The organism is Bacillus sp. ISL-34 (assembly GCF_018613325.1).
GTDB lineage: Bacteria > Bacillota > Bacilli > Bacillales > DSM-1321 > Peribacillus.
In genome coordinates this window covers 50,055-72,729 of sequence record NZ_JAGGQJ010000035.1, presented here as the reverse complement: position 1 = coordinate 72,729, position 22,675 = coordinate 50,055, and the positions used below count along the sequence as shown (strand labels likewise).

At 41.4% G+C, this 22,675-nt stretch carries 23 protein-coding genes; 19 read left to right on the top strand and 4 right to left on the bottom strand.

Annotated elements, in window-relative coordinates; all coding sequences use genetic code 11:
• Positions 1 to 11: 11 nt before the first annotated feature.
• Positions 12 to 755 carry an RNA polymerase sigma factor SigI gene (gene sigI, locus J7E52_RS22835; protein WP_214750673.1) on the top strand — a complete coding sequence of 248 codons (744 nt, stop codon included), beginning with the start codon at positions 12 to 14 and terminating at the stop codon, positions 753 to 755.
• On the top strand, positions 752 to 1,990 hold the full coding sequence (locus J7E52_RS22830) for an anti-sigma factor domain-containing protein (RefSeq protein ID WP_214750672.1): 1,239 nt from the start codon (positions 752 to 754) through the stop codon (positions 1,988 to 1,990). Before sigI ends, J7E52_RS22830 begins: the two co-directional genes overlap by 4 nt.
• A gap of 56 nt (positions 1,991 to 2,046) precedes the next feature.
• Here J7E52_RS22830 and J7E52_RS22825 read toward each other — a convergent pair whose 3' ends face one another.
• Positions 2,047 to 2,238: an alpha/beta-type small acid-soluble spore protein gene (locus J7E52_RS22825; protein WP_034314196.1), complete on the bottom strand. Its 192-nt coding sequence runs from the start codon at positions 2,236 to 2,238 to the stop codon at positions 2,047 to 2,049.
• Positions 2,239 to 2,471: 233 nt separating this feature from the next.
• Between J7E52_RS22825 and J7E52_RS22820 the strand changes: the two genes are divergently transcribed.
• The 14 genes from J7E52_RS22820 to J7E52_RS22755 all read left to right on the top strand — a co-directional run bounded on the left by J7E52_RS22820 (position 2,472) and on the right by J7E52_RS22755 (position 16,312).
• A complete protein-coding gene (locus J7E52_RS22820; RefSeq protein WP_214750671.1) occupies positions 2,472 to 3,824 on the top strand; it encodes a TrkH family potassium uptake protein in 1,353 nt (450 codons plus the stop codon).
• Positions 3,825 to 4,023: 199 nt separating this feature from the next.
• Positions 4,024 to 5,346: an ATP-binding protein gene (locus tag J7E52_RS22815; RefSeq protein ID WP_214750670.1), complete on the top strand. Its 1,323-nt coding sequence runs from the start codon at positions 4,024 to 4,026 to the stop codon at positions 5,344 to 5,346.
• Between the two features lie 105 nt (positions 5,347 to 5,451).
• Positions 5,452 to 6,681, top strand: a complete 1,230-nt coding sequence (locus tag J7E52_RS22810) for an acyl-CoA dehydrogenase family protein (protein ID WP_214750669.1) — start codon at positions 5,452 to 5,454, stop codon at positions 6,679 to 6,681.
• Complete coding sequence (locus J7E52_RS22805) at positions 6,678 to 7,451, top strand: SDR family oxidoreductase (protein ID WP_214750668.1); 774 nt, start codon at positions 6,678 to 6,680, stop codon at positions 7,449 to 7,451. The genes J7E52_RS22810 and J7E52_RS22805 overlap by 4 nt, the downstream gene beginning before the upstream one ends.
• Positions 7,452 to 7,488: 37 nt before the next feature.
• Positions 7,489 to 9,099 carry a long-chain-fatty-acid--CoA ligase gene (locus tag J7E52_RS22800; RefSeq protein WP_286198034.1) on the top strand — a complete coding sequence of 537 codons (1,611 nt, stop codon included), beginning with the start codon at positions 7,489 to 7,491 and terminating at the stop codon, positions 9,097 to 9,099.
• A 72-nt stretch (positions 9,100 to 9,171) separates the two neighbouring features.
• The gene (locus tag J7E52_RS22795) at positions 9,172 to 9,735 is read left to right on the top strand and encodes a TetR/AcrR family transcriptional regulator (RefSeq protein WP_214750666.1); all 564 of its coding nucleotides are present in this window, start codon (positions 9,172 to 9,174) and stop codon (positions 9,733 to 9,735) included.
• Positions 9,736 to 9,778: 43 nt separating this feature from the next.
• On the top strand, positions 9,779 to 10,666 hold the full coding sequence (locus J7E52_RS22790) for a 3-hydroxyacyl-CoA dehydrogenase family protein (protein ID WP_214750665.1): 888 nt from the start codon (positions 9,779 to 9,781) through the stop codon (positions 10,664 to 10,666).
• A complete protein-coding gene (locus tag J7E52_RS22785) occupies positions 10,663 to 11,442 on the top strand; it encodes an enoyl-CoA hydratase (RefSeq protein ID WP_214750664.1) in 780 nt (259 codons plus the stop codon). Before J7E52_RS22790 ends, J7E52_RS22785 begins: the two co-directional genes overlap by 4 nt.
• 15 nt (positions 11,443 to 11,457) lie before the next feature.
• Entirely contained in the window at positions 11,458 to 11,859 is a 402-nt protein-coding gene (locus J7E52_RS22780; protein ID WP_214750663.1) for an acyl-CoA thioesterase, read from the top strand.
• Between the two features lie 30 nt (positions 11,860 to 11,889).
• Positions 11,890 to 12,951, top strand: a complete 1,062-nt coding sequence (locus J7E52_RS22775) for a phosphotransferase family protein (protein ID WP_214750662.1) — start codon at positions 11,890 to 11,892, stop codon at positions 12,949 to 12,951.
• A gap of 4 nt (positions 12,952 to 12,955) precedes the next feature.
• The gene (locus J7E52_RS22770; protein ID WP_286198031.1) at positions 12,956 to 13,714 is read left to right on the top strand and encodes a 2-phosphosulfolactate phosphatase; all 759 of its coding nucleotides are present in this window, start codon (positions 12,956 to 12,958) and stop codon (positions 13,712 to 13,714) included.
• 28 nt (positions 13,715 to 13,742) lie between these two features.
• Positions 13,743 to 14,522: an SDR family NAD(P)-dependent oxidoreductase gene (locus tag J7E52_RS22765; RefSeq protein ID WP_214750661.1), complete on the top strand. Its 780-nt coding sequence runs from the start codon at positions 13,743 to 13,745 to the stop codon at positions 14,520 to 14,522.
• 16 nt (positions 14,523 to 14,538) lie between these two features.
• Positions 14,539 to 15,318 carry an enoyl-CoA hydratase/isomerase family protein gene (locus J7E52_RS22760; RefSeq protein ID WP_214750660.1) on the top strand — a complete coding sequence of 260 codons (780 nt, stop codon included), beginning with the start codon at positions 14,539 to 14,541 and terminating at the stop codon, positions 15,316 to 15,318.
• A 16-nt stretch (positions 15,319 to 15,334) separates the two neighbouring features.
• Positions 15,335 to 16,312 (top strand): quinone oxidoreductase family protein, encoded by a 978-nt coding sequence (locus J7E52_RS22755; RefSeq protein ID WP_214750659.1) that lies wholly within the window; start codon positions 15,335 to 15,337, stop codon positions 16,310 to 16,312.
• 60 nt (positions 16,313 to 16,372) lie between these two features.
• On the opposite strand, the gene J7E52_RS22750 is transcribed toward J7E52_RS22755, so the two are convergent.
• Positions 16,373 to 16,708 carry a DUF3905 domain-containing protein gene (locus J7E52_RS22750; RefSeq protein WP_214750658.1) on the bottom strand — a complete coding sequence of 112 codons (336 nt, stop codon included), beginning with the start codon at positions 16,706 to 16,708 and terminating at the stop codon, positions 16,373 to 16,375.
• Positions 16,709 to 16,832: 124 nt separating this feature from the next.
• On the opposite strand from J7E52_RS22750, the gene J7E52_RS22745 reads away from it, so the two are divergent.
• Together J7E52_RS22745 and J7E52_RS22740 are read left to right on the top strand one after the other, a co-directional pair.
• Entirely contained in the window at positions 16,833 to 16,991 is a 159-nt protein-coding gene (locus J7E52_RS22745; RefSeq protein WP_094246584.1) for a hypothetical protein, read from the top strand.
• Positions 16,991 to 17,137 carry a hypothetical protein gene (locus J7E52_RS22740; RefSeq protein ID WP_214750657.1) on the top strand — a complete coding sequence of 49 codons (147 nt, stop codon included), beginning with the start codon at positions 16,991 to 16,993 and terminating at the stop codon, positions 17,135 to 17,137. Before J7E52_RS22745 ends, J7E52_RS22740 begins: the two co-directional genes overlap by 1 nt.
• Positions 17,138 to 17,181: 44 nt before the next feature.
• On the opposite strand, the gene J7E52_RS22735 is transcribed toward J7E52_RS22740, so the two are convergent.
• Together J7E52_RS22735 and J7E52_RS22730 are read right to left on the bottom strand one after the other, a co-directional pair.
• Entirely contained in the window at positions 17,182 to 18,942 is a 1,761-nt protein-coding gene (locus J7E52_RS22735; RefSeq protein ID WP_214750687.1) for a B12-binding domain-containing radical SAM protein, read from the bottom strand.
• Between the two features lie 186 nt (positions 18,943 to 19,128).
• Positions 19,129 to 20,154 carry an acyltransferase family protein gene (locus J7E52_RS22730; protein ID WP_214750656.1) on the bottom strand — a complete coding sequence of 342 codons (1,026 nt, stop codon included), beginning with the start codon at positions 20,152 to 20,154 and terminating at the stop codon, positions 19,129 to 19,131.
• 280 nt (positions 20,155 to 20,434) lie between these two features.
• On the opposite strand from J7E52_RS22730, the gene J7E52_RS22725 reads away from it, so the two are divergent.
• On the top strand, positions 20,435 to 22,594 hold the full coding sequence (locus tag J7E52_RS22725; RefSeq protein WP_214750655.1) for a PAS domain-containing sensor histidine kinase: 2,160 nt from the start codon (positions 20,435 to 20,437) through the stop codon (positions 22,592 to 22,594).
• Positions 22,595 to 22,675 lie beyond the last annotated feature (81 nt).

Sequence of the window (22,675 nt, the reverse complement as noted above, 5' to 3'; positions counted from 1 at the left end):
GAGGTGAGCAAATGCTTGGATTGTTGTTTACAGCATTCAAAAAAAAGCGTTCTTTAGAAGAAACCGTATTGAAAATTCAACAAGGCGATATTAGCCTTCGTAATGATACCATAGAGTCATTCAAACCTTTTATTGCAAAAACAGTGTCATCGGTTTGCAAACGTTACATATACGAATCAGATGATGAATTCAGTATTGGAATGATTGCTTTTAACGAGGCAATCGATAAATATTCCCCGGAAAAAGGCCGATCTTTATTGGCATTTGCCGAAACCCTCGTTAAACGAAGGGTTATAGATTATTTAAGAAGCCAGTCCAAACAAAAAGAAATCCTATTGGATTTATCACTGAATGATGATAATGAGCAAAGCCATTTATATATCGATAATGAAAATTCCATCAATGAATACGAGAAGCAGAAGGAATCGGAAAGAAGAAAAGAAGAAATTCAGCTTTATATAAGCCATCTAGAGGATTTTGGTCTGTCATTTGAGGATTTAGTTGAAAACTCTCCCAAACATGCAGATGCCAGGAAGGGAGCTATTATGATCGCTAAATTGTTAATGGAAGATGACGAACTGAAAGAAATCCTGTTTGCAAAAAAGCGGCTGCCCGTAAAACAGCTTGAGGGAAAAGTGGAAGTGAGCAGAAAAACGATTGAACGGAACAGAAAATACATCATTGCTGTGGCAATCATAATAAACGGAGATTTTTTGTATTTGAATGATTATATAAAAGGGGCTATCGATGGATGAAAAAAGGAGTTATTCTTTCAGTTAATAAGCGATTTGTAACCCTATTGACCCCCGAGGGTGAATTTCTGAAAACCAAAAGGCAGGAACGGGTATATGAAGTGGGTGAGGAAATCACTTTTTCACCTGCTAAACAAAAGTTCACTTTTGCCTTTTCCAATTTTCATTCATCTTTCAAAAAAACGGCCGTGCTAAGCATTGCCTCCACCTTCTTGATTCTCTTTTCTATTCTTCCTTCCTATTTCTCTGGTCCTGTGTCGGCTTATATGACGATAGATGTGAATCCAAGCATTGAATTGGAGCTTGACGATGATTTAGAAGTTCTCAAACTTACCGGTTTAAATGAAGACGGCAAGCTTGTGATTGGTCAGCTGAAGGATTGGAAAGGCAAGGATATAAAGACGGTAACAAACCGAATCGTGGTAACGACGAAGCAACTTGGTTATTTGAAAGGAAATAAACAAATTGTCGTTTCCACAACGTTATTGGAAAAAAATAAAGAACTGGATAAGAATTTAAAAGAAGAGATAAAAGAAATATCTCAGGATAATGTTTCTAACACAAAAATGAAAGTGATCCAGGGAACAAAAAGCGATCGGAAGCAAGCAAGGGAACAAGGCATATCCACGGGAATGTATCTCGAAAAGAAGTTGAATGAAGATAAAGATAAGATAAAAGTCAATAAGAGGGAGCCTGCTCCAGCGCCAGATAAAAAAGTCGAGGAAAAGGTTGTTGTCCCGAAAGAGAAGAGCGTAACGCTGAGCACGGAAAACAAATCGGATGGAGAAAAAAAACAAGAGATTAATGAAATTGAAATAAAGCAAAAGCCGGCCAATGAAGCCAAACCGGCAGAACAAAAAAACAAGGAAACAAAAACTGTCAAAATTAAGGAACAAACCGAACGGGAAGATACAATTGGAAAACGGAATGCGATAAATGGATACAAAGAAAAAAGCAACGAGTCAAAAGGTAAATCCGATAGCGACCAGAGCAATCAAACGAAGAACATGCAGAAAAATGAAAAGAATGCTAAAAAGTCCGATGTGAAAAAAGTTTCATCAGCCAAAGAAAGTAATAATAATAATAATGATCATATAAAGCACGACAATAAAAAAAAACAAGCTAAACAGAAGCAAGCTAAACAGAATAAGCAAAATAAACAAGATAAGCAAGATTGGGATAAGCCGAAAAGGGGGGGTAAAGGCAATAATGGAAACGGAAATGGACATAATGATTAAAAAGAGTCCAGCATGCAGCTGGACTCTTAGCCATGGATATTCAATTGTGATAGGAATTATTGACCTTTAAGTTGAGATTGTGCTTGTTGAACAAGGCGTTTCGTGATTTCTCCTCCAACCGAACCATTGGCACGTGCTGAAGTATCGGAACCTAATTGTACACCGAATTCTGATGCAATTTCATATTTGATTTGTTCTAATGCTTGTTCGATTCCAGGAACAAGAAGGTTGTTACTGCTGTTAGCCATTTTGAATCTCCCCTTTACTTTTTCAACGGCTTTTGCCGCTGTAATTATAGTATGAGTAGAATGTGGAGTTTTACTTATATGAGCAGCATCAAACTTATTGGTAAACCTGCCTTTTTGTTGTAAGTAAGTCAGTTTTAAAAGAGAATGGAAAAAAGAATGAAAAAAGGGTAAACTAGATTTTTAATGGTTATGTGATCCACATAACTATATAGGAGTAAGAAAGGAAACTCTTTATGTTTGCTATCAAAAAAATATTATCAAAGTTAACACCAGCTCAGCTTATTGTCGGTTATTATTTTTTGGCCGTCACTATCTCGACCATACTGTTGAGTTTGCCGGTTGCTCTTAAGCCAGGCGTAGAATTAAAATTCATGGATGCTTTATTCACAGCCGTAAGTGCAGTTAGTGTGACAGGTCTAACGGTTGTTAGTTTGCCCGAAGTGTATAATGAGGTAGGCTATTTCATTCTAATGTTCGTTCTCCAATTTGGCGGTATTGGCATCATGACACTCGGAACCTTTTTCTGGCTTATAGTGGGCAAGAAAATCGGTTTGAAGGAAAGGCAATTGATCATGACTGATCAAAACCAATCGAATCTTTCGGGCCTTGTTAAATTATTGATCCAAATCATTCAAATATTTGTCGTAATTGAAATGATTGGCGCTCTCGTTTTAGGCATTTACTTTCTGAATTATTTTCCAACCTGGAAAGAAGCCTTTTTAAATGGCTTATTTTTAGCCGTAAGTGCCACCACGAATGCTGGTTTTGATATTACCGGTATTTCGATGATTCCATTTAAAGACGATTATTTTGTACAGTTCATTACGTTTATCCTGCTTACCCTTGGCGCCATTGGGTTTCCTGTCTTGATTGAGCTGAAAGAGTTTTTGTCCAATAAAGCCCGAACTTATAAGTTTCATTTTTCTTTGTTCACGAAGCTGACCTCAGTCACTTTCTTTTCCCTTATAATCGGGGGAACGATCTTGATTTACCTGCTGGAAATAAACGGATTCTTTAAAGGGAAGAGCTGGCATGAATCGTTCTTCTACTCTTTATTTATGTCCTCCAATACGAGAAGCGGCGGGTTAACAACGATGAATGTGAGTGACTTTTCGGAACCGACCCTTTTATTGATGAGCATATTGATGTTCATTGGAGCATCCCCAAGTTCAGTCGGGGGAGGAATCCGGACAACTACACTCGCCATCATGATTCTATTCTTATGGAGTTTCATGAGAGGAAGGCGTTCCATTAAAGTGTTCAAACGGGAGATTCATCCCGATGATATCCGAAAAGCGACAGCAGTTATGATCATGGGATCCCTTCTGTGCATAATGGCGGTATTCATTTTATCAATTACCGAAAATTTTACTTTGATGCAGATCATTTTTGAGGTATGTTCGGCTTTCGGTTCAGTCGGTCTTTCGATGGGAATCACGCCTGACCTCAGCAATACCGGTAAAATTGTCATTATGATCATTATGTTCATTGGCCGTGTCGGGATAACCTCCCTCCTGTATATCATAGGCCATAAAGAAGTTACGGAAAATTTCCATTATCCAAAAGAACGCGTCATCATTGGGTAAATGATTTAAATTTAACTGTGACCTTTCCACCCGTGGGAAGGTTTTTTGGGTTGTTTGCAGGAATCATGGATAAAATGTTGAAATTTACCTATAAGTGAGTTTTTCTACCATTTCTATATAAGAAGATATGCTAATTTGACCCCTTACTTGGAATTCGATCGGATGAAGAATAAATCATTTTGGTAAGGAGGTGGAAGAAGTGAAGAAATATGCGGGAAGAATCATTGTCCCTGCCCTTTTTTTCATATTGATACTGCCCTATATAGGGTGGCTGGGTCATGAAGAACGCAGGTTTTCCGCCTTTGGAGGAATCTATTTAATCGTCATTTTAACCATAGCCTGGTGTTTGGGTGCCATCTTTGATCACAACCGTAAAACGATTGCTTTATTGCAGGATAGCGAAGGGCGTTATCGCATTATCTCCAAATACTCTAAGGAACTGGTCAATAGCTTCAATGAGGTTATTTTCCAAACGGATGATAAAGGAAATTGGCTGTACTTAAACCCGGCATGGAAATCGATGAGTGGCGCAACCGTGAATGAATCCCTGGGGCTTCACTTTTCTAAACATATGGATAACAATTCTTATCAAGACGTATTAAAGGCCTTTGCGGACTCCTTTCATAGAGGGAATAAATATTTTCGCGCGGACATAAAACTAAATGCGAAAAAGGGAACAAGTTGGGTTGAAGCATTCGTTAAACTAATTTACGATGACGCTGGGAAATTCATCGGGACGGTGGGCATATTATCGGAAATCAATGAACGTAAACATGCGGAGGAAAAGCTTGTGAGCCTAAACGAACACTTGGCAATCACATCAAGCAAATTATCAACGGCTGCCCAACTTGCGGCAGGGATTGCACATGAGGTCAGGAATCCGATGACAGCGATAATGGGATTCGTGAAGTTGATTAAAGATGGCGGCGCCGAAAAGCTGGAGTACTATGATATTATTTTTTCGGAAATAAATCGAATCGAGCAAGTGCTGAATGAACTTTTGCTGCTATCGAAACCTGCTGAGGCAGTTTTTCTTGAGAAGGATTTAAAGGAAAGCTGCAACCATGTCGTGACGCTGTTGGAGACAAACGCCGTACTGAACAATATTCAAATTCATAAAAATTATGATTCAGAACCTATTTTTATGTACTTTGATGAAAACCAAATCAAGCAAGTACTAATAAACATGATAAAAAATTCCATAGAATCGATGCCGAATGGCGGAAATATTTTTGTGAGCATACATGAAAAAAATGAAGAAGTTTTTTTTAGCATTTTGGATGAAGGCGAGGGTATTCCGGAAAACTCCCTGCAAAAAGTGGGAGAACCATTTTTCACTACAAAAACATCAGGAACGGGATTGGGTCTTTCCGTCTGTTTTAGAATCATCGAAAAGCATGGCGGAAAAGTTTTCATCACAAGTGAACTGAAAAAAGGTACGAAAATCGTTTGTATATTTCCAACCGTCCAACAACAGGAATATAGTGAGAACGAAAAATTCCAGATACAGGGCCTTGAATGACAGGAAAATAAATGACCTAATTGTTGAAAAAATCTGAATGTTGTGTATATACTTTAAATGTAATAACATACTAACCGGTCAGTAAGTTTAAAAGGAGGAATCAATTTGAATTTTGAACATACTCAAAAGGTAAAAAATCTGGAAAAGAAGTTAACGGAATTCATGGAAAAGCATGTATACCCAAATGAATCAATATACAAAAAGCAGCTTGAAGCACAGAAGAGCCGCTGGAGTGAAATACCCCCGATATTGTATGAATTGACGGCAAGAGCAAAAGAAGAAGGATTATGGAATTTATTTTTACCTGATAGCGGTTATGGCGCGGGTTTAACAAATCTAGAATATGCCCCGCTTTGTGAAATCATGGGTAGGTCGACGATAGGACCTGAAATCTTCAACTGTAATGCGCCGGACACTGGTAATATGGAAGTGTTGGTGAGATACGGTTCAGATGAACATAAAGAACGCTGGCTGAAGCCCTTGCTTGCTGGGGAAATCCGCTCATGTTTCTCGATGACAGAACCGGAAGTGGCGTCTTCCGATGCGACCAATATCGAATGCAGGATAGAAAAGACGGGTAATGAGTATGTCATAAACGGCCGGAAATGGTGGTCTTCAGGAGCAGGCGATCCCCGATGCAAGATTGCCATCGTCATGGGTAAGACAGATCCTGAAGCGTCCAAGCATGAACAACAGTCAATGATTCTTGTACCGCTGGATACACCGGGTGTCAAAATCGAGAGAATGCTCCCAGTGTTTGGCTATGATCATGCCCCACATGGCCATGCTGAAATCACTTTTGAAAATGTGAGGGTCCCGGCAACGAATATTCTATGGGGTGAAGGCAAAGGATTTGCGATTGCCCAAGGACGACTCGGACCCGGCAGGATACATCATTGCATGAGGCTGATCGGCGCTGCTGAAAGAGCACTTGAAGAATTATGTAAGCGTATTCAAAATCGTGTCGCTTTTGGTAAAACATTGGCGAGACAAGGTGTGGTCATGGAGTGGGTTGCTGATTCACGGATTGAAATCGAACAAGCTAGACTTCTGACTTTAAAAGCTGCTTATATGATGGATACTGTCGGGAACAAGGAAGCGAAGGCGGAGATTGCGATGATAAAAGTGGTGGCACCAAATATGGCATTGAATGTGCTGGACAGGGCGATCCAAGGCTTTGGGGCTGCAGGGATTTCCGATGATTTCCCTTTTGCTGCACATTGGGCAAATGCACGGACGTTAAGGCTTGCTGATGGTCCCGATGAAGTTCACCGCTCACAAGTTGCCAAAATAGAACTTCGTAAATACCAACAAAAGCATGAGGTGAAAATATGAAAGTTACCGACTTATTCGATCTGACTGGAAAGACGGCGATCATAACCGGTGGAGGGAGAGGATTGGGAGCACAAATAGCGACCGGTTTTGCCGAAGCTGGGGCAAATGTCGTTCTTTGTTCAAGGAAGAAGGAGGCATGCGACGAAGTTGCTTCGCAAATCGAAAAGCTTGGAGTCAAGGCGCTTTCCTTCAAGTGTGATATCACCAATCCGTCAGATGTACAGGAAGTTGTTAACGAAACATACCGTGAATTCGGTGCCATCGACATTTTAGTAAACAATAGCGGGGCATCCTGGGGGGCACCGGCCGTCGACATGCCCCTTGAAGCGTGGCAGAAGGTGATGAATGTCAATGTAACCGGAACCTTTATCATGAGCCAGACAGCAGGCAGGGTCATGATTGAGCAGGGACATGGGAAAATCATAAACATCGCTTCCGTCGCCGGATTAGGGGGGACCGACCCAAGGGTGCTCGATACGGTCGGATATAATACGAGTAAAGGGGCGGTCATTACTTTAACGAAGGATTTAGCTGTTAAATGGGGTCAGCATAATATCAATGTTAATGCAATCGCACCTGGGTTCTTTCTGACAAAAATGACGAAAGGGGTTCTTGAGCAAGGAAAGAATCCTATCTTGGATTCCACGCCGCTAAAAAGATTAGGGAGTGATGATGATTTAAAAGGGGCAGCGGTTTTCCTGGCCTCGAAGGCATCTGATTTTGTGACTGGAAATATCTTGATTGTCGATGGGGGTTCACATGCAAAGTAATGAAAGGTAAGTAAATATGGCTGGAGGGTATGAAATGATGAATGAAAAAAAATGGCTGTCCGCTTATCCTGATTCAATTTCAAAGGAAATAAAAGTCCCTGAGTTTCCGATGCAAAGAATCCTTCAAAATGCATATCAGTCCTATTCAAACAATACAGCTATTACTTTTTATGACCGAAAGATATCTTATCAGGAACTTTTTCATGCGTCGCAAGCCTTTGCTTCAGCCCTGCAAAAAAAAGGTGTTCAAAAAGGCGACCGTGTCGCCATCATGCTGCCTAACTGTCCGCAATACGTCATTGCGTATTATGGTTCATTGACAACAGGAGCCATTATCACCCAAATCAACCCAATGCTGGTTGAAAGGGAGCTGCAGCATATTTTGCAGGACTCCGGTGCAGAAACCATCGTGGTATTGGACGGATTATACCCGAAAGTGAAAAATGTGCAGCAACATGCAAATCTGAAAAATATCATCGCCGTAAGCCTTCAGCCTTCGGATGCAGATTTCCAGCCTGATGCTTCTTTTGACCAATTCATGAAGACAGGAGACGGGAAAATCAATCCCGTATCAATCGATCCGGAAAATGATATAGCCGTGCTTCAGTATACAGGAGGAACGACTGGCCGTTCAAAAGGGGCGATGCTGACTCACAGCAATATTCTGGCCAATGTCGTTCAATCGTATGAATTCTTCAAACATGAATTAAAAATGGGCTCTGAAAGAACGCTGTCCGTCATTCCGCTTTTTCATGTTTTTGGAATGACGTCCGCAATGAATTTATCCGTGTATATCGCGGGTGACTCCATCATGCTGCCACGATTTGAAATAGAAGAAGTGCTGGAAACGATTAAGCGTGAACAGCCGACCACTTTTCCTGGTGTACCTACCATGTATGTAGCGTTGACGAATCATCCAAAGGCAGAAGAATATGGAATGGGCTCAATTCAGGTCTGTAACAGCGGAAGTGCACCAATGCCCGTGGAACTGCTGCGTGAGTTCGAACGAAAATCAGGTGCGAAGATATTGGAAGGCTACGGTCTTACGGAAGCTTCGCCAACAACGCATTGTAACCCGGTATTTGCAAAAAGGAAGCCGGGGAGCGTCGGGATCGGCATCCCTTCGACTGAATATAAAGTGATGGACCTGGGAGACGGGACAAAAGAAGTGGCCACTGGCGAAATGGGAGAATTGGTCGTCAAAGGACCTCAAGTGATGAAAGGTTACTGGAATATGCCGGAGGAAACGGCGGTGACTCTTAGGGATGGTTGGCTATATACGGGTGATATCGCCAAAGTTGATGAAGAAGGGTATCTCTATATTGTCGACAGGAAAAAAGATTTGATCATCGCAAGTGGCTATAATATATATCCGCGAGATGTGGAGGAAGTTCTCTATGAACATCCTGCTGTCCAGGAGGCGGTTGTCATCGGTGTTCCGGATGCTTACCGAGGGGAGTCGGTAAAAGCGGTGCTTGTACTTAAAAATAATAAAACGGCAAATGAACGGGAAATCATCGATTACTGCCGTGCCAACCTATCGGCCTATAAAGTTCCGCATTTCGTAGAATTTCGTGAAGAGTTACCGAAAACAAATGTCGGAAAGATTTTAAGGAGAGCTTTAAGAGAAGAACTTTCCAGGAAATAGGAAGGCTTTGATTGTACGAAAGCGTATGATATCAATTCAGCTGAAATTTTAACAGATTGCGAGGATGCTTACATGAAAGAAAAAATGACAGAACATAGCATACGCTTATTTGAAAAGAAGGGCTTTAGTGAAACGTCGATTTCTGATATCGTCGAATCGGTCGGGGTGACGAAGGGAACGTTTTATTATTACTTTACGAGCAAAGAGCAGTTGCTTATGGATATTCATCTAGCTTATATAGACGAGCTGCTCAGTGAGCAGGACATCATCATTTCAGAACCTGGGAAAAGCTGTAGAGATAAGCTTTTCGATATGGTATATATGCTTTTAAAAAGCATCAAAACCAAAAAATCAAGCGCAACGGTCTTTTTCCGTGAAATGAAAAATCTAAGTGACGAAAAACTTGCACAAATCCTTCCTAAGCGGGATGAGTTCCGTAATAAAATCGAGCAAGTGCTGATTAGTGGCATCGAGAGCGGAGAACTGCGTTCCAATCTCGATGCATCCATCATCTCTTTTGCTATTTTGGGTGTGGCCAATTGGAGCTATCATTGGTTCGACCCAGAAGGTGAAAAAACCGAAAAGGAAGTTGCAGCCATTTTTATGGGGATGATTCTTCAGGGAATTGAAGCGTGACCAGGTTACATACTAACCAGTTAGTAGAAGGGAGATAGAAGGCATGGCCAACAAGCAAATTCAATCAATAACCGTAATTGGGGCTGGGCAGATGGGGCATCAAATTGCGATGCTTGCTGCACTTGGAGGTTACGAAACGATTCTTCAGGATGTTCAGGAAAAAGCGTTGGATACAGCCAAAGAAAAATTGGACGTCATTTTAACTAAATGGGTTCAAAAGGGGAAATTGTCTGAAGATCGTAAATTGGCTGCTTTTAGCCGTCTTCAATATACTTCCGATCTTGAGAAAGCGGCGAGCGAAGCTGATTTGATCATTGAAGCGGTTGTTGAAAAACTTGATGTGAAACAGGAGGTCTTCGCTAAACTTGAAGAATTGGCCCCAGCAGAAACCATTTTTGCAACGAATAGTTCAACGATCGTCAATAGCCTGCTTGCTAGTGTGACGAATCGTCCGGATAAGTTCATTAATATGCATTTCTTTTTCCCGCCTCTAGTGATGGATTGTGTTGAAGTTGTCATGAGTGATCAAACATCGGAAGAAACAGCCAAGCTTGCGATGGAAGTCACAGAGAAAATGAATAGGACAGGAGTTTTGTTGAGGAAAGAGATATCGGGATTCGTAGCCAATCGAATTTTGGGAGCGTTGCAGCGTGAGGCCTTATATTTGTATGAAGAAGGAATTGTGGATTATAAGGATATCGATTTAATTTGCAGGAAAGCTTTAGGCCATCCCATCGGCCCTTTTGAACTGATGGATCTATCAGGCATTGATGTTGGATATTTTGTCATGCAGCAGCGATACAATGAAACGGGAAATCCAGAAGACAAGCCAAATGCTTGTATAGAAGAAAAGGTGAATAAAGGACATTTAGGAAGGAAAACAGGAAAAGGCTGGTATGATTATCCAAATCAAGGAGTGAAGAATCGATGACAAAATTAATTAGAGTGGTTAAGGAAAATAAGCTTGCGGTCATCACCATAGATAATCCTCCATTAAACGTAATCAGTAAACAAGTATTCAGAGAATTGGGAGAAACATTCGATGAACTTTCAAAAGATACTGAAACTGTTGCGGTACTCATAACAGGTGCAGGCAATATCGCATTTGCGGCAGGTGCTGATATAAAAGAATTCCCTAGCATGATGGGGAACCCGAATATGAAAGAAATGGTAAAGGAAGGTCATGCCGTCCTGACCAAAATCGACCAGTTTCCTAAACCTACAATAGCTGTATTAAACGGCCTGACTTTGGGCGGCGGATGTGAACTGGCTCTGGCCTGTGATTTGCGAGTGGCTGAAACACAGGTTCAAATTGGTCTGCCTGAAGTGAAATTAGGCTTATTTCCTGGAGCTGGCGGTACACAGCGTTTGTCCAGACTTGTCGGAAACGCAAAGGCAAAAGAGATTATATTTACCGGTGATCCGCTAGGTGCCATAGAAGCGGAAAAGATCGGGCTTGTCAATAAAGTCGTCGAGCAAGGCTGCGGCTTATCGGAAGCGAAAATCTTGGCATCACGAATGACAAGGCACTCACTTCAGGCACTTTCGAGAATCAAGAAGGCGATTAATGAAGGAAGTGAAGCCACGCTTGAACAAGGTCTAGAGATTGAAACGGATCTTTTTGAAGAAATCTTCCAAACTGAGGATGTTAAAGAAGGGGTTTCCGCTTTCTTGGATAAACGTAAGCCTGCTTTTGTACATCGTTAATCAAGGAGGGATTTTATGCATGAATTTGAAGTTAACGTCCGATTTTCCGAAACGGATGCTTTGGGTCACATCAATAACACAAGCTATTTTATTTACCTCGAAGAAGCACGCATGAAATTTTTTGAAGCTTTGGGCCTAGCGACGAAAGTTGAATCATGGAACTTTTTGTTAGCTTCCACTAAATGCGACTTTATTGCTCAGGGATATTTCAATCAAATCTTGACCATTCGTTCATCTATAAAAAAGGTAGGTACGAAAAGTTGTGAAATGGTCCACGATATCCTCTGCTCACAAACTGGGGAAGTCATTGCTAAGGGAAGTGCTGTTTTAGTCTGTTTTAATTTTTTGAATCAAAAAAGTGAGCCTATCCCTGAAATGATTAAAGAAAAGCTCATTTCACATCTTGTTCAAAATTAGAATGACAAAAGTCTAAAGGAGTGGAAGAACATGGTTGACGATACGATTCCTGTTCGGCCCGGCGAGGAACTGAATGTTGTTGGATTAGAAGATTTCCTAAGAAAAAATATATTGGACCTTCCAAATGAACCGTTAGAATTGCAACAGTTTTCAACGGGCTATTCCAATTTGACCTATCAGCTGAAAATGGGCGAGTGGGAGGCTGTTCTCAGAAGGCCTCCGCTTGGTCCTGTTGCTCCAAAGGCACATGATATGAAGCGTGAACATCATATCCTTTCCTCAATCCACCCATATTTCCAAGCGGCTCCCGAGCCTATTCTGTTCTCGGATGACGAATCGATTGCGGGGGCCCCATTTTTCCTGATGGAAAGGAAACATGGAATTGTAATAGATACCGAATTTCCCAAGGAAATCGAGCCAACTGTGGAAAAGTGCCGACAGCTTTCACATGTCATGGTCAATCGGCTTGCTGATCTTCACTCGATTCCCCATGAGAAAACTGGGTTGGTGGAAATTTCCAAACCTGAAGGGTTCATTGAAAGACAAGTGCGCGGATGGATTTCCCGCTATGAGAGAGCAAAAACAGATGAAATCAAGGAAATTCGACCGCTTATCGATTATTTTCAACAGAATATCCCGAAACATAGCCAGACTTCTATTATCCATTATGACTATAAAATCAATAATGCCATGTTTAACCACGACCTTACAGAGATGGTTGGTTTATTTGATTGGGAAATGTCCACCGTTGGTGATCCGTTAGCCGATCTAGGAGTGGCTTTAAGCTACTGGACGGAAAGCGGTGATCCGGAACTTATCAAAATCGGTGTGGGTCAAGCGTCCGTCACGACTTTAACTGGTTTCCTGACAAGAAGGGAATTTATCGAGCTGTATGCAGCAAGAAGCGGCAGGGATGTTTCCAACGTCGATTTTTATTTAACATTTGGTTACTTTAAGTTGGCCGTCATTCTTCAGCAAATCTATTATCGATATAAAAAAGGCCAGACTAATGATCCCCGTTTTTCCAATCTCGGAAAAACGGTTAAAAGCTTACTCACCCACGCAGCAAATGTAGCTGCGAAGGAAGTTTAATAAAATGGAAAATATACAAAACATTCATTTGCTGCTAAAAAAAGAAGAGATAGATGGGGAAAAGCTTCAAGAAGGGGAGAAAGTTGCGGTCATACTGGATGTGTTATTAGCGACCACAACGATTATTTCAGCACTTCATGAGGGAGCACGCCAGGTGATACCTGTCATGGATCCGGTGGAGGCCATGGTGAAAAGCCAGGAATTGGACCATGGGGGTTTTGTAGTGGCAGGGGAACTAAAAGCTAAGCCGGTTGATGATTTAATGTATCCAAGTCCCACGCTATTGAGTAAGTTGGTACGCGGCAAAACATTAATATTGTCCACGACTAATGGAACGGTTGCGTTGAGAAATTCAGCCGCTGCCAAAAAGGTTTATATCGCTTCTTTGTTGAATAATCCGTCTGTTGCGGAAAAAATAAAAAAACATCATAAAACAGAAACGATCATCATCGTTTGTTCGGGAAACTCAGGTGAATTCAGTCTGGAAGACTTTTACGGTGCAGGCCATTTGATAGATTGCCTGATTGCTGGATCGCGAGGCTCGTTCATACTCAACGATGCAGCAAAGGCTGCCAATGCGCTTTATCGCACGAATAGCGAAAATGCCTTTGATATCCTGAAATCATCGTATGTCGGACAGCTGTTTGACAAACATAGTTTGATCGCCGATTTGGAATTGGCGGCGCAAAAAGGTTCGTTTGATCTTGTCCCAGAGTTGGTGGATGGAAGGATCGAAGCTGAATTGAAAAGGCAGGAAACGTAGTTCAAAATCCAGATAAGGAGTGAAGGGGATGAGATTTTCACAATCAATAGCGGTGGTGACAGGTGCAGGCTCCGGTATTGGGAAAGCTACAGCGATGCGCTTATCGGACGAAGGGGCAAAAGTGTTATTGGTAGGGCGGACGAAGGGAAAGCTGGAGGAAGCAGCTGCAGAAATCAATGCCAGGCATACGATTCCCGTAGCCGACATTTTCCCCGCAGATGTTACCGTAGAGGAAGATGTAATACAGCTGGCCATGTATGTGAAGGAACAATATCGTGACCTTCACATTTTAATCAATAACGCAGGTGGATCAAAGTCCTCGAAGCTCTTGGATACATCTGAAGCTGATTGGGATATGATTCAACATGTCAATTTGAAAAGTGTCTTTCTTGTTTCCAAGTACTTGGGAAAAGTGATGGAAGAAGGAGCGGGCAGTGGAAATGATGGCTCCACCAATCGGGCAATCGTGAATGTGGCTTCACTTTCAGGACATCAGGCAGGCGCATTCATCCCGCATTACAGCTCTGCTAAAGCAGGTGTCATCAGTTTAACGAAATCATTGGCATTGGAACTAGCTGCAGTCGGCATTCGGGTCAATTCCGTATCACCTGGATTCATTGAAACGCCATTAACGGAGGATGGATTGCAGAATGAAAAATTCGTAAAGTCCATTCAACGGAACACGGCACTTGAAAGAGTGGGAAGAGCGGAGGAAATAAGTAATGTCATTACCTTTGCTGCTTCCCCGGAGGCTTCCTATATGACTGGGACGGATTTATTGGTGGATGGCGGCTGGTTGATCAAATAGAAAAGGGGATGGGTAAATGTTAAAAGAACACTTATTGACAGAAGTAATCGATAATGTAATGATCCTGACTTTGAATCGTCCTGAAAGCCTGAATGCGTTTAGTCCGGATATGATTGCAAGCTTGACGAAAGCGATTAAGGATGTAAATCATACACCACATATAAGGGCCGTCATCATCAAAGGGGCGGGAAGGTCGTTCACTGCAGGAGGAGACGTAAAGTCGATGGGGAAGGCCACTGCAGGTCAATTGTATGATCATGTCGGCAGAATGAACGAATGCATAATGGCTCTGGATTCTTCTGAGGTTCCCGTAATCGCTGCCGTCCATGGATTTGCGGCAGGGGCAGGTTTCAATTTGGCACTCGCTTGTGATTTAATCGTGGCTTCCGATGATAGTCAATTTGCCATGAGTTTTTCACAGGTAGGCCTGATTTCTGATGGAGGAGGTTCTTATTTTTTACCTAAATTAGTGGGGCCCCACCTTGCAAAGCAGCTCTTCTTTTCTGCCGAACCGATTTCTGCGGAGCGCTTATACCAGTTAGGTGTCATTAATTATATATATCCACTCCATCAACTTGAAGAAGAATCATTGAAACTTGCGGAAAAGCTGGCAAATGGACCGACAAAGGCTTATGGGATGATGAAAAAGCTCGTTAGCCATTCATTTACGGCTACACTTGATGAAATACTAGAACAGGAGCGCATCACGCAAACCTTGATGGCTTCCACAGAAGATCATCTGGAGGGAGTTGCAGCATTCAAAGAGAAGAGAAAACCGGAATTTACAGGAAATTAATAAGGGAGGGATAAAGATGAGAGCCATTCATTTTGAAGAATACGGCGGACCGGAAGTACTGAAATTGACTGAAATGGAAAGACCCGTGCCAACTGGGCATGAAGTTCTGATTGAAATCGATTGTGTCGGCGTCAATTATGCAGATACAGCCAGAAGGGAAGGGCAATATGTAGTACCTACGCCGCTTCCGTTCATCCCAGGTGCGGAAGTGGCTGGCGTTGTGGTGGAAGTTGGCGGAAAGGTGACTAAAATCAAACCTGGTACAAGGGTCGTGAGTTTAATTGAATCAGGTGGATATTCAGAATATGCCCTCTCTGATGAATTCTCGGCCATTCCGCTTCCTGATTCCATTCAGTTCCATGAAGCTGTTGCCCTGCCCCTTCAAGGTCTGAGCGCCTATCATATATTAAAGACAATGGGACGCATGCAACAGGGGGATACGGTATTGGTCCATGCTGCTGCAGGTGGAGTGGGAACGATTGCAGTCCAGCTAGCCAAAATCTTCGGGGCTGGAAAAGTGATTGCCACCGCCAGCACAGTGGAAAAGTTGGAACTGGCTAAAGAGATGGGGGCAGATGAACTCATCGATTACACGAAAGAAGGATGGGAAATGGAAGTACGAGAGGTCACTGGAGGAAAGGGAGTCGACGTGGCGCTTGAAATGGCTGGAGGGGATATTTTCAATAAAACATTGAAATGTTTGGCACCATTTGGACGTCTTGTTGTTTTTGGTAATGCCAGTCGTAAGCCTTACACGATGAACCCGCAGCAATTAATGAGGCGCAATCAATCCGTCGTAGGTTTTTTCCTGCCACAGATCATGAAACGCCCAGAGTTACTGTTGCCTAGCATTCAAGCCCTTTTTGCATACGTCGAGTCTGGGGAGCTTAAGCTAACCATCGGCGGCATCTATCCGATTGAAAAGGCAGCAGCCGTCCATGAGGAAATGAACGCCCGTCAAACGAAAGGGAAGTTGATTTTGCAGGTTAAATGAGAAGAAGGGGTGTCATGCACCCCTTGAATGATAATGGGATTTTTGACCTTCTGGAACGACTCAATCCGTATCAGTGCTAACATCTTTATCGGGATGCATGAAAGGCGGCTGCGGCGCTCTTTTAGCCTCTAACAGTTCACGGTTCTCAGTAGAATTCCAGCCTATATCATTGGTGGGGTGTATCCATTCATCTCCAGCCATGATTTCCGGGTCTGTATCTTCACTCCAATTTTCGAGTGGTGAGTTTTCGGATGCATATTTACTGTCGCCGATGACGACTCCATAATCATTCACGAATGGAGCCTGTGGTTTTATGCCCGTTCCTTTAAAGCTTGGTGCGTTAATTTGGTGTGGTTGTGTATCGTCGATGACTGGTGAATCCAATTTCTTTTTCATATAGTGTCTCCCTTTCCGTCTTTACGGTTATTTTTCTCGTCTGTCCCTATATTATCCCTGAATAATTTCCGGCATTTTTACCCCATTCTAAAAATGTAAACTATATTAAAAAGGGTGGATGAAAATGAAACGGAAAGCCAATGTGGATGGTGCTGTTAAAGCAAGCAAAACACCAAAAAGAAACCAAGCTGAAAATGAATTTTCCAATGAGTTCGCAATGGAGGAAAACGCAATGAAAGGTGCCAACCGCAATTCAAAGCAAGGCAGAAAAGGAAGAAGTTAATGGATAAAGAAAAATGGAACAGCGAGGACAAGATGGGAGAGCATGTACGAACTGAATTTGGAATTGAATTCAGCGGCGATATGAACGCAACCAAAATTTATGAAATATTGGCAAAAGAAAATAAAAAACGTGAAAGTGATAAGTAAATAAGTAAATAAGGACGGACCCAATCTTGGGTCCGTCCTTATTCTTAAAGCATGATGCTGCCAGATTTTGAGAGAGGGAAAATCGTTGATCCCTTACCACTCGGATCAAAATAGGCAAGCATGATCGATGGTTTATCGACGATTGTTCCCTCGGCTAAATACGTTTCCAAATCAAAGGGAAGTGCCTCGAGTAATGTGTGTTTGTGTATTTCTTTTTCATTAAGAGCCAAAGCTGTGAAAGAGGAACCAAGCTGTTCAGGCTTATTCAGAATATCTTCATATATCTCTTTCCGCCCATTTTTATCTAATGAAGCTTCCCACCAGGGTTTACGTGGTTTGTATTTTTGATTCATGAAATAATCCAATTTCATGAGTCCGGTAATGTTTTTCAGTTCGGCAGATTCCCGGGAAGCCAAAAACTGCTGTAAACGTCTGAACAAGTCTTCAAGCTGATGTCCGATTCGTGACCACCCTTGTTCATCCCAATAGGTACCGAAATCTTGGAAGAAGTCGAATGGTGATTGAAATACCGTTTTGACAAGATATTCCGTGGTATGATCCATTCTATGATCGTTCCAGTATTTTTCAAGGACATCTTCAACTTGTTTGATGCGGACAATGTCATCAAAGGATAAAACATTATTCCCCAGGATTTCATAGGGAGCATGTTCGCTGTATATATATTGGTGTTCATCGGCACGTATCCGTAAGCCAGTGCCACGAAGCATCTTTAAGAAACCAAGCTGCATCTCTTCGGGTCTGAGCTCGAAAACATCATTGAAAGTCTTTCTGAAAGAATGATAATCTTCTTCTGGTAAACCGGCAATAAGGTCTAAATGCTGATCAATTTTCTGCCCTTCTTTTACCATGGTTACGGTCCTTGTCAGTTTTTCGAAATTCTGCCTTCTCATAACTAGATCATTCGTATGATCATTCGTCGATTGTACCCCTATTTCAAAGCGGAACAATCCTGCAGGGGCATTATCGTTCAAGAACTGGATAACTTCCGGACGCATGATGTCCGCCGTGATCTCGAATTGGAAAACCACACCGGGAAGATGTTCATCGATTAAGAATTGAAACATTTCCATGGCATAGCTTCGGCTGATATTGAAGGTTCGGTCAACGAACTTAATCGTCTTTGCACCATTAGCCATAAGGTACCTGATATCTTCTTTAATCTTTTCACGATCAAAATACCTGACACCCACTTCAATCGATGAAAGGCAAAATTGGCAGCTAAACGGGCACCCTCGGCTAGTTTCGATATAGGTGACACGTTTAGATAGGTCGCCACGGTCTTCCTCCAAACGATATGGAGTAGGGAGGGATTTCAAATCAACCTTGCCGTTCTGAGGCTGGATGATTTTTTTCCCATCCTGTCGATATGCAATGCCGCCGACCTTCTTATAGTCATTCGAACCTTCAATTTCAGATAAAAGTGCCTTAAAGGTGACTTCACCTTCGCCAATTACGATGAAATCAGCCCCGGGAATCTGATCAAGCCATTCCCCAACATCATAGGTGACTTCAGGTCCGCCCAGGATGATAACCAATTCTGGATTGATCTTCTTCAGCATGGCCACGACTTTCATTGTTTCCTCGATGTTCCAAATATAGCAGCTGAACCCTATGACATCAGGTTTTTTGGAATGAAGGTCACCAACTATGTTCATAATCGGATCTTTTATCGTATATTCTGCCAGCTGTACATCATAATCTGGCTGGGCATAAGCTTTTAAATATCGGATGGATAGCGATGTATGGATATATTTTGCATTAAGAGTACTGATTATTATATTCATGTTAAAGGGCGTAAAATAAACGCCTGGCTCCTTTCGTGTACATGTCTTTTTAAGCCAACAAGCACTAACGAGTAATTTTACCATAGCGTGCTTCATTTGAAAAATGAGTTATTGTATTGGGGAATCTTTACAGCTTGAAAGTCGATTGAAAAAACGGATAAAGCAGGAATGCTTCATCCGTTTTATTTAAAAAGCTTGTTTAATATACTCTTTTGTTTTAGTCATGAAACGTTTTGTTTTGGTCGCCTTCAATTCGATGATCGGCTGCGCCATGGTAGCGATCATTTCACTTGATAATAACACGGTAATCAAGAAAGAGAGACCGGCGAGCATGATAAAGCTCTCTGTATTGCTGAAGTATTCCTGTATGGTGCTTTCACGGAAGAACCGAATGAAGAAACCATGCAGCAGATAGACATAAAGGGTTTGTTTACCCCAATTCGTAAAGAAATATTGTCCGCGTGGGATGAATGAAAGGAAGCTAAACACAGAAATTATGCCCAATCCATAAAATCCCAGGCGTTTAAACATGGACACGATTGTCGCATCTTCAAGTTCGGCATATGGTTTCGAACCGAGCAGCCATTTATAATTGATGTCGGTATTTAAATAAAAACCTATAAAAATCACTAACATGACACTAAGTGATGCCAAACGAACTTTGGGAGTGAATAGTTTTTTTAAATGGTCCTTGCTTAAATGGTACCCGATCAAGAACATCGGGAAAAAAACGAATGTCCTGGAGAGACTAAGGTAATTGGAGATATTGTCAATATATCCAATCAATAATGCGATTAAAAAAGATAAACCTATGCCTACTGATGGCTTTAGCTTTGAGAAACCAAGCAGCATGATGTTCCAGCAGAATAAACTGATCAAGAACCACAGCGACCATTGGGGATCAAGCAGGTCTACAGTGATGGCAGAACGTTCATATAAGAAATAATAGTAAACGGTATATATCAATTGGAAAATGATGTAGGGTAAAATCAGTTTTTTAGTAATTTTACCTAAATACCCTTTTTGATAAAAACCTTTCGCAAAGAAGCCTGAAACAAGGATAAAGGCAGGCATGTGAAAGGAATAAATGGTTTTATATAAAGCATAAATCGTTTCACTGTCATGTATATACGTATTCAGCAAATGCCCAAAGACGACAAAAGCCATAAGAATGAACTTGGCGTTATCGAAGAAAAAATCACGTTGTTTCATTGTTGCCTCCATTTAATAAATTTTTAAGGTAGCTAGAAAGAAAGCATTGTTATTTCTTATACCCTAAATACCTTGTACGAAATCAATATTTATTAAATTTATTATAAAAATCTTAAATTAAGCTTAACGCTAAGTTTTATAGGATTCAATATACTATCATTTGATTTGTAGGATAATTTTGGGATTGGATGTTTGCGCCGATTTTCGAAAATACCGAGGAAAATCAAGATGGATGTCGAATAAAGTTTGGTAAGCAGGGGTTTTGATGAGGGGGGTTAATATGAATATCGGTTATGAGAATGAAACGGGATATAAACAGGAAATTTTAAAATTGAATAAACAGATCGAAGGGTTTTTGAATATTTTCAATTCAATGTCAGAGCCTTATATTAGGGTTGATGAGGAACTGAAAATCACTTATGCCAATGATGCCGCTTGTGCCCTGCTGGAATCATCGAAAGATCAGCTGGAGTCCATGAAGATAACTGATTTTCTCGATGTCATCCCTTTAAATGATCAGGAAGTGTCAAGTTCCCTAAAAACCTCGAATGAATCTGAAAGGCAAATTATCCAGCTTCATACAGGAGCCCTTAAGCAAATAGAGTTTATACGTATAGGCGATCTTTCCGAAGGACAGCAGTTCTATCGTTTGGGGGATGTGACATTGGATGTTTCTTCGTCAAGGGAAACAAGGATGTCAAGGCAGATGTTTTTGGACATTTTTGATACAGCCACAGAAAGCATCGTTCTATTCGACAGTTCAGGAATAATCATGGAAGTGAACCATGCCTTTATCCATGTCATGGGCATCCCGAAAAAAGAGATTGTCGGTAAGAATATGAGGGACCTCATATCCCCTGATTATCGGGGGTATTGGGATGAGAGCATACAAAAAGCCTTTGATGAGTCGAACTTCAAAGGGGAGGTAGAGATAAAGGTTGGGGATGAACTGCATCATTTTACTTTTTCCATAAGTTCAACGGTAGGAAATGAATTATATATGTCGGTGCTTCGAAGAATTACAGAATCAAATATAATAGAAAAAAAGTTAGAGACGAGCGAACGGATTTTTGCGGAATTATTCGACCAGTCCATGGATGCAATCATATTCTGGAATGATGATGGAATCATTTTTCGGGTCAATCATTCAGCATGTAAAATATTCGAATCCAGCAGGGAGGATTTGATAGGCAGTTATATCTGGAAATACGTGTACAGCAATAATCATCATTTTGGTCAGATGATGGAAACGTTTGAAAGAGACACCCAAGTTCGGGGTGAGCTGATTTATAAAATGCCTAATAACCAAATTAAATTGCTTGAATTGACTGCCAAAAAACATGAAGGTGACGGGTATAACGTAACGATATTTCGAAATGTCAGTGAGCGCTGGCTGATTGAGAAGGAATTAAGGGATAGTGAGAAGAAGTTCAGGAAGATTTTTGAGGGAACATTAGACGGCTTGATTTTATGGAATCATGAAGGGTTCACGGATATTAATGAAGCGGGACAAAAAATATTGGAGATCTCAAAGCACAAACTGCTTTCGTTATCCGTTAAGGGATTCATTAAAAAAATCCCTGAAAATGCTCCTGTCTTGAACGCTCACATTGAAAATGTTTATAAGCATGAGGTCTACTCATCCATCATTCCAATAACATTCGAAGATGGAAGAGTTAAGCATATTGAATTTTTGACAAGGAAAAATTTATATTCGAACCTGAATTTAAGCATTTTCCGAGATGTGAGTAAAAATCTCGAAATGCAGGAACAGATCAGGAAATCGGATACTTTGAATGTCGTTGGTGAACTGGCGGCCGGAATTGCTCACGAAATCAGGAATCCAATGACAGCCTTAAAAGGTTTTATCCAGTTGCTTGAGGATGGTGTTAAGGGGGAGTTTTCCACATATTTTCATGTGATTACATCCGAAATTAAGCGAATCGAAACGATTATCACGGAATTTTTGGTACTGGCAAAGCCGCAGGCGCTAAAAATTTTCAAACAGGATGTTCATACCATATTGAGAGAGACACTAGAATTACTGGCCGCTCAGGCACTGTTGGAAAATATTCAATTCGAGACAGACTTTGAAGAAGATGAATTTAAGGTTTTATGTGAAGCGAACCAGTTAAAGCAAGTGTTCATTAACATCATCAAAAATGCTTTGGAAGTCATGCCGGATGGCGGATCTGTTCAAATTAAAACAAGCCGGTTTTCAGAGAAATACGGCTGCATTTCAATTACCGATAAAGGCATGGGGATTTCAACGGAAATGCTAAAAAAATTGGGTGAGCCTTTTTATACGACGAAGGATAGGGGAACTGGACTCGGGCTCATGGTCAGCTATAAAATCATTGAAGAACACAATGGCTATATAGAAGTGGAAAGCGAAGTGGGAAAAGGGACGAGCTTTCATATTTATTTGCCTTTTGAGTAGAAGAAAGTTGGGACACTCCTGCCGAATAACTGGCTGGCAGAGAAACCGCCGGATGCTTGCTTTGATGAGGCTTGGCAGACA

Bases quoted from the DNA above. Each gene is read 5' to 3' on its own strand.
- sigI (WP_214750673.1), top strand. From the start codon at position 12: ATGCTTGGATTGTTGTTTACAGCATTCAAAAAAAAGCGTTCTTTAGAA.
- J7E52_RS22830 (WP_214750672.1), top strand. From the start codon at position 752: ATGAAAAAAGGAGTTATTCTTTCAGTTAATAAGCGATTTGTAACCCTA.
- J7E52_RS22825 (WP_034314196.1), bottom strand. From the start codon at position 2,238: ATGGCTAACAGCAGTAACAACCTTCTTGTTCCTGGAATCGAACAAGCA.
- J7E52_RS22820 (WP_214750671.1), top strand. From the start codon at position 2,472: ATGTTTGCTATCAAAAAAATATTATCAAAGTTAACACCAGCTCAGCTT.
- J7E52_RS22805 (WP_214750668.1), top strand. From the start codon at position 6,678: ATGAAAGTTACCGACTTATTCGATCTGACTGGAAAGACGGCGATCATA.
- J7E52_RS22800 (WP_286198034.1), top strand. From the start codon at position 7,489: ATGAATGAAAAAAAATGGCTGTCCGCTTATCCTGATTCAATTTCAAAG.
- J7E52_RS22795 (WP_214750666.1), top strand. From the start codon at position 9,172: ATGAAAGAAAAAATGACAGAACATAGCATACGCTTATTTGAAAAGAAG.
- J7E52_RS22790 (WP_214750665.1), top strand. From the start codon at position 9,779: ATGGCCAACAAGCAAATTCAATCAATAACCGTAATTGGGGCTGGGCAG.
- J7E52_RS22785 (WP_214750664.1), top strand. From the start codon at position 10,663: ATGACAAAATTAATTAGAGTGGTTAAGGAAAATAAGCTTGCGGTCATC.
- J7E52_RS22780 (WP_214750663.1), top strand. From the start codon at position 11,458: ATGCATGAATTTGAAGTTAACGTCCGATTTTCCGAAACGGATGCTTTG.
- J7E52_RS22775 (WP_214750662.1), top strand. From the start codon at position 11,890: ATGGTTGACGATACGATTCCTGTTCGGCCCGGCGAGGAACTGAATGTT.
- J7E52_RS22770 (WP_286198031.1), top strand. From the start codon at position 12,956: ATGGAAAATATACAAAACATTCATTTGCTGCTAAAAAAAGAAGAGATA.
- J7E52_RS22765 (WP_214750661.1), top strand. From the start codon at position 13,743: ATGAGATTTTCACAATCAATAGCGGTGGTGACAGGTGCAGGCTCCGGT.
- J7E52_RS22760 (WP_214750660.1), top strand. From the start codon at position 14,539: ATGTTAAAAGAACACTTATTGACAGAAGTAATCGATAATGTAATGATC.
- J7E52_RS22755 (WP_214750659.1), top strand. From the start codon at position 15,335: ATGAGAGCCATTCATTTTGAAGAATACGGCGGACCGGAAGTACTGAAA.
- J7E52_RS22750 (WP_214750658.1), bottom strand. From the start codon at position 16,708: ATGAAAAAGAAATTGGATTCACCAGTCATCGACGATACACAACCACAC.
- J7E52_RS22745 (WP_094246584.1), top strand. From the start codon at position 16,833: ATGAAACGGAAAGCCAATGTGGATGGTGCTGTTAAAGCAAGCAAAACA.
- J7E52_RS22740 (WP_214750657.1), top strand. From the start codon at position 16,991: ATGGATAAAGAAAAATGGAACAGCGAGGACAAGATGGGAGAGCATGTA.
- J7E52_RS22735 (WP_214750687.1), bottom strand. From the start codon at position 18,942: ATGAATATAATAATCAGTACTCTTAATGCAAAATATATCCATACATCG.
- J7E52_RS22730 (WP_214750656.1), bottom strand. From the start codon at position 20,154: ATGAAACAACGTGATTTTTTCTTCGATAACGCCAAGTTCATTCTTATG.
- J7E52_RS22725 (WP_214750655.1), top strand. From the start codon at position 20,435: ATGAATATCGGTTATGAGAATGAAACGGGATATAAACAGGAAATTTTA.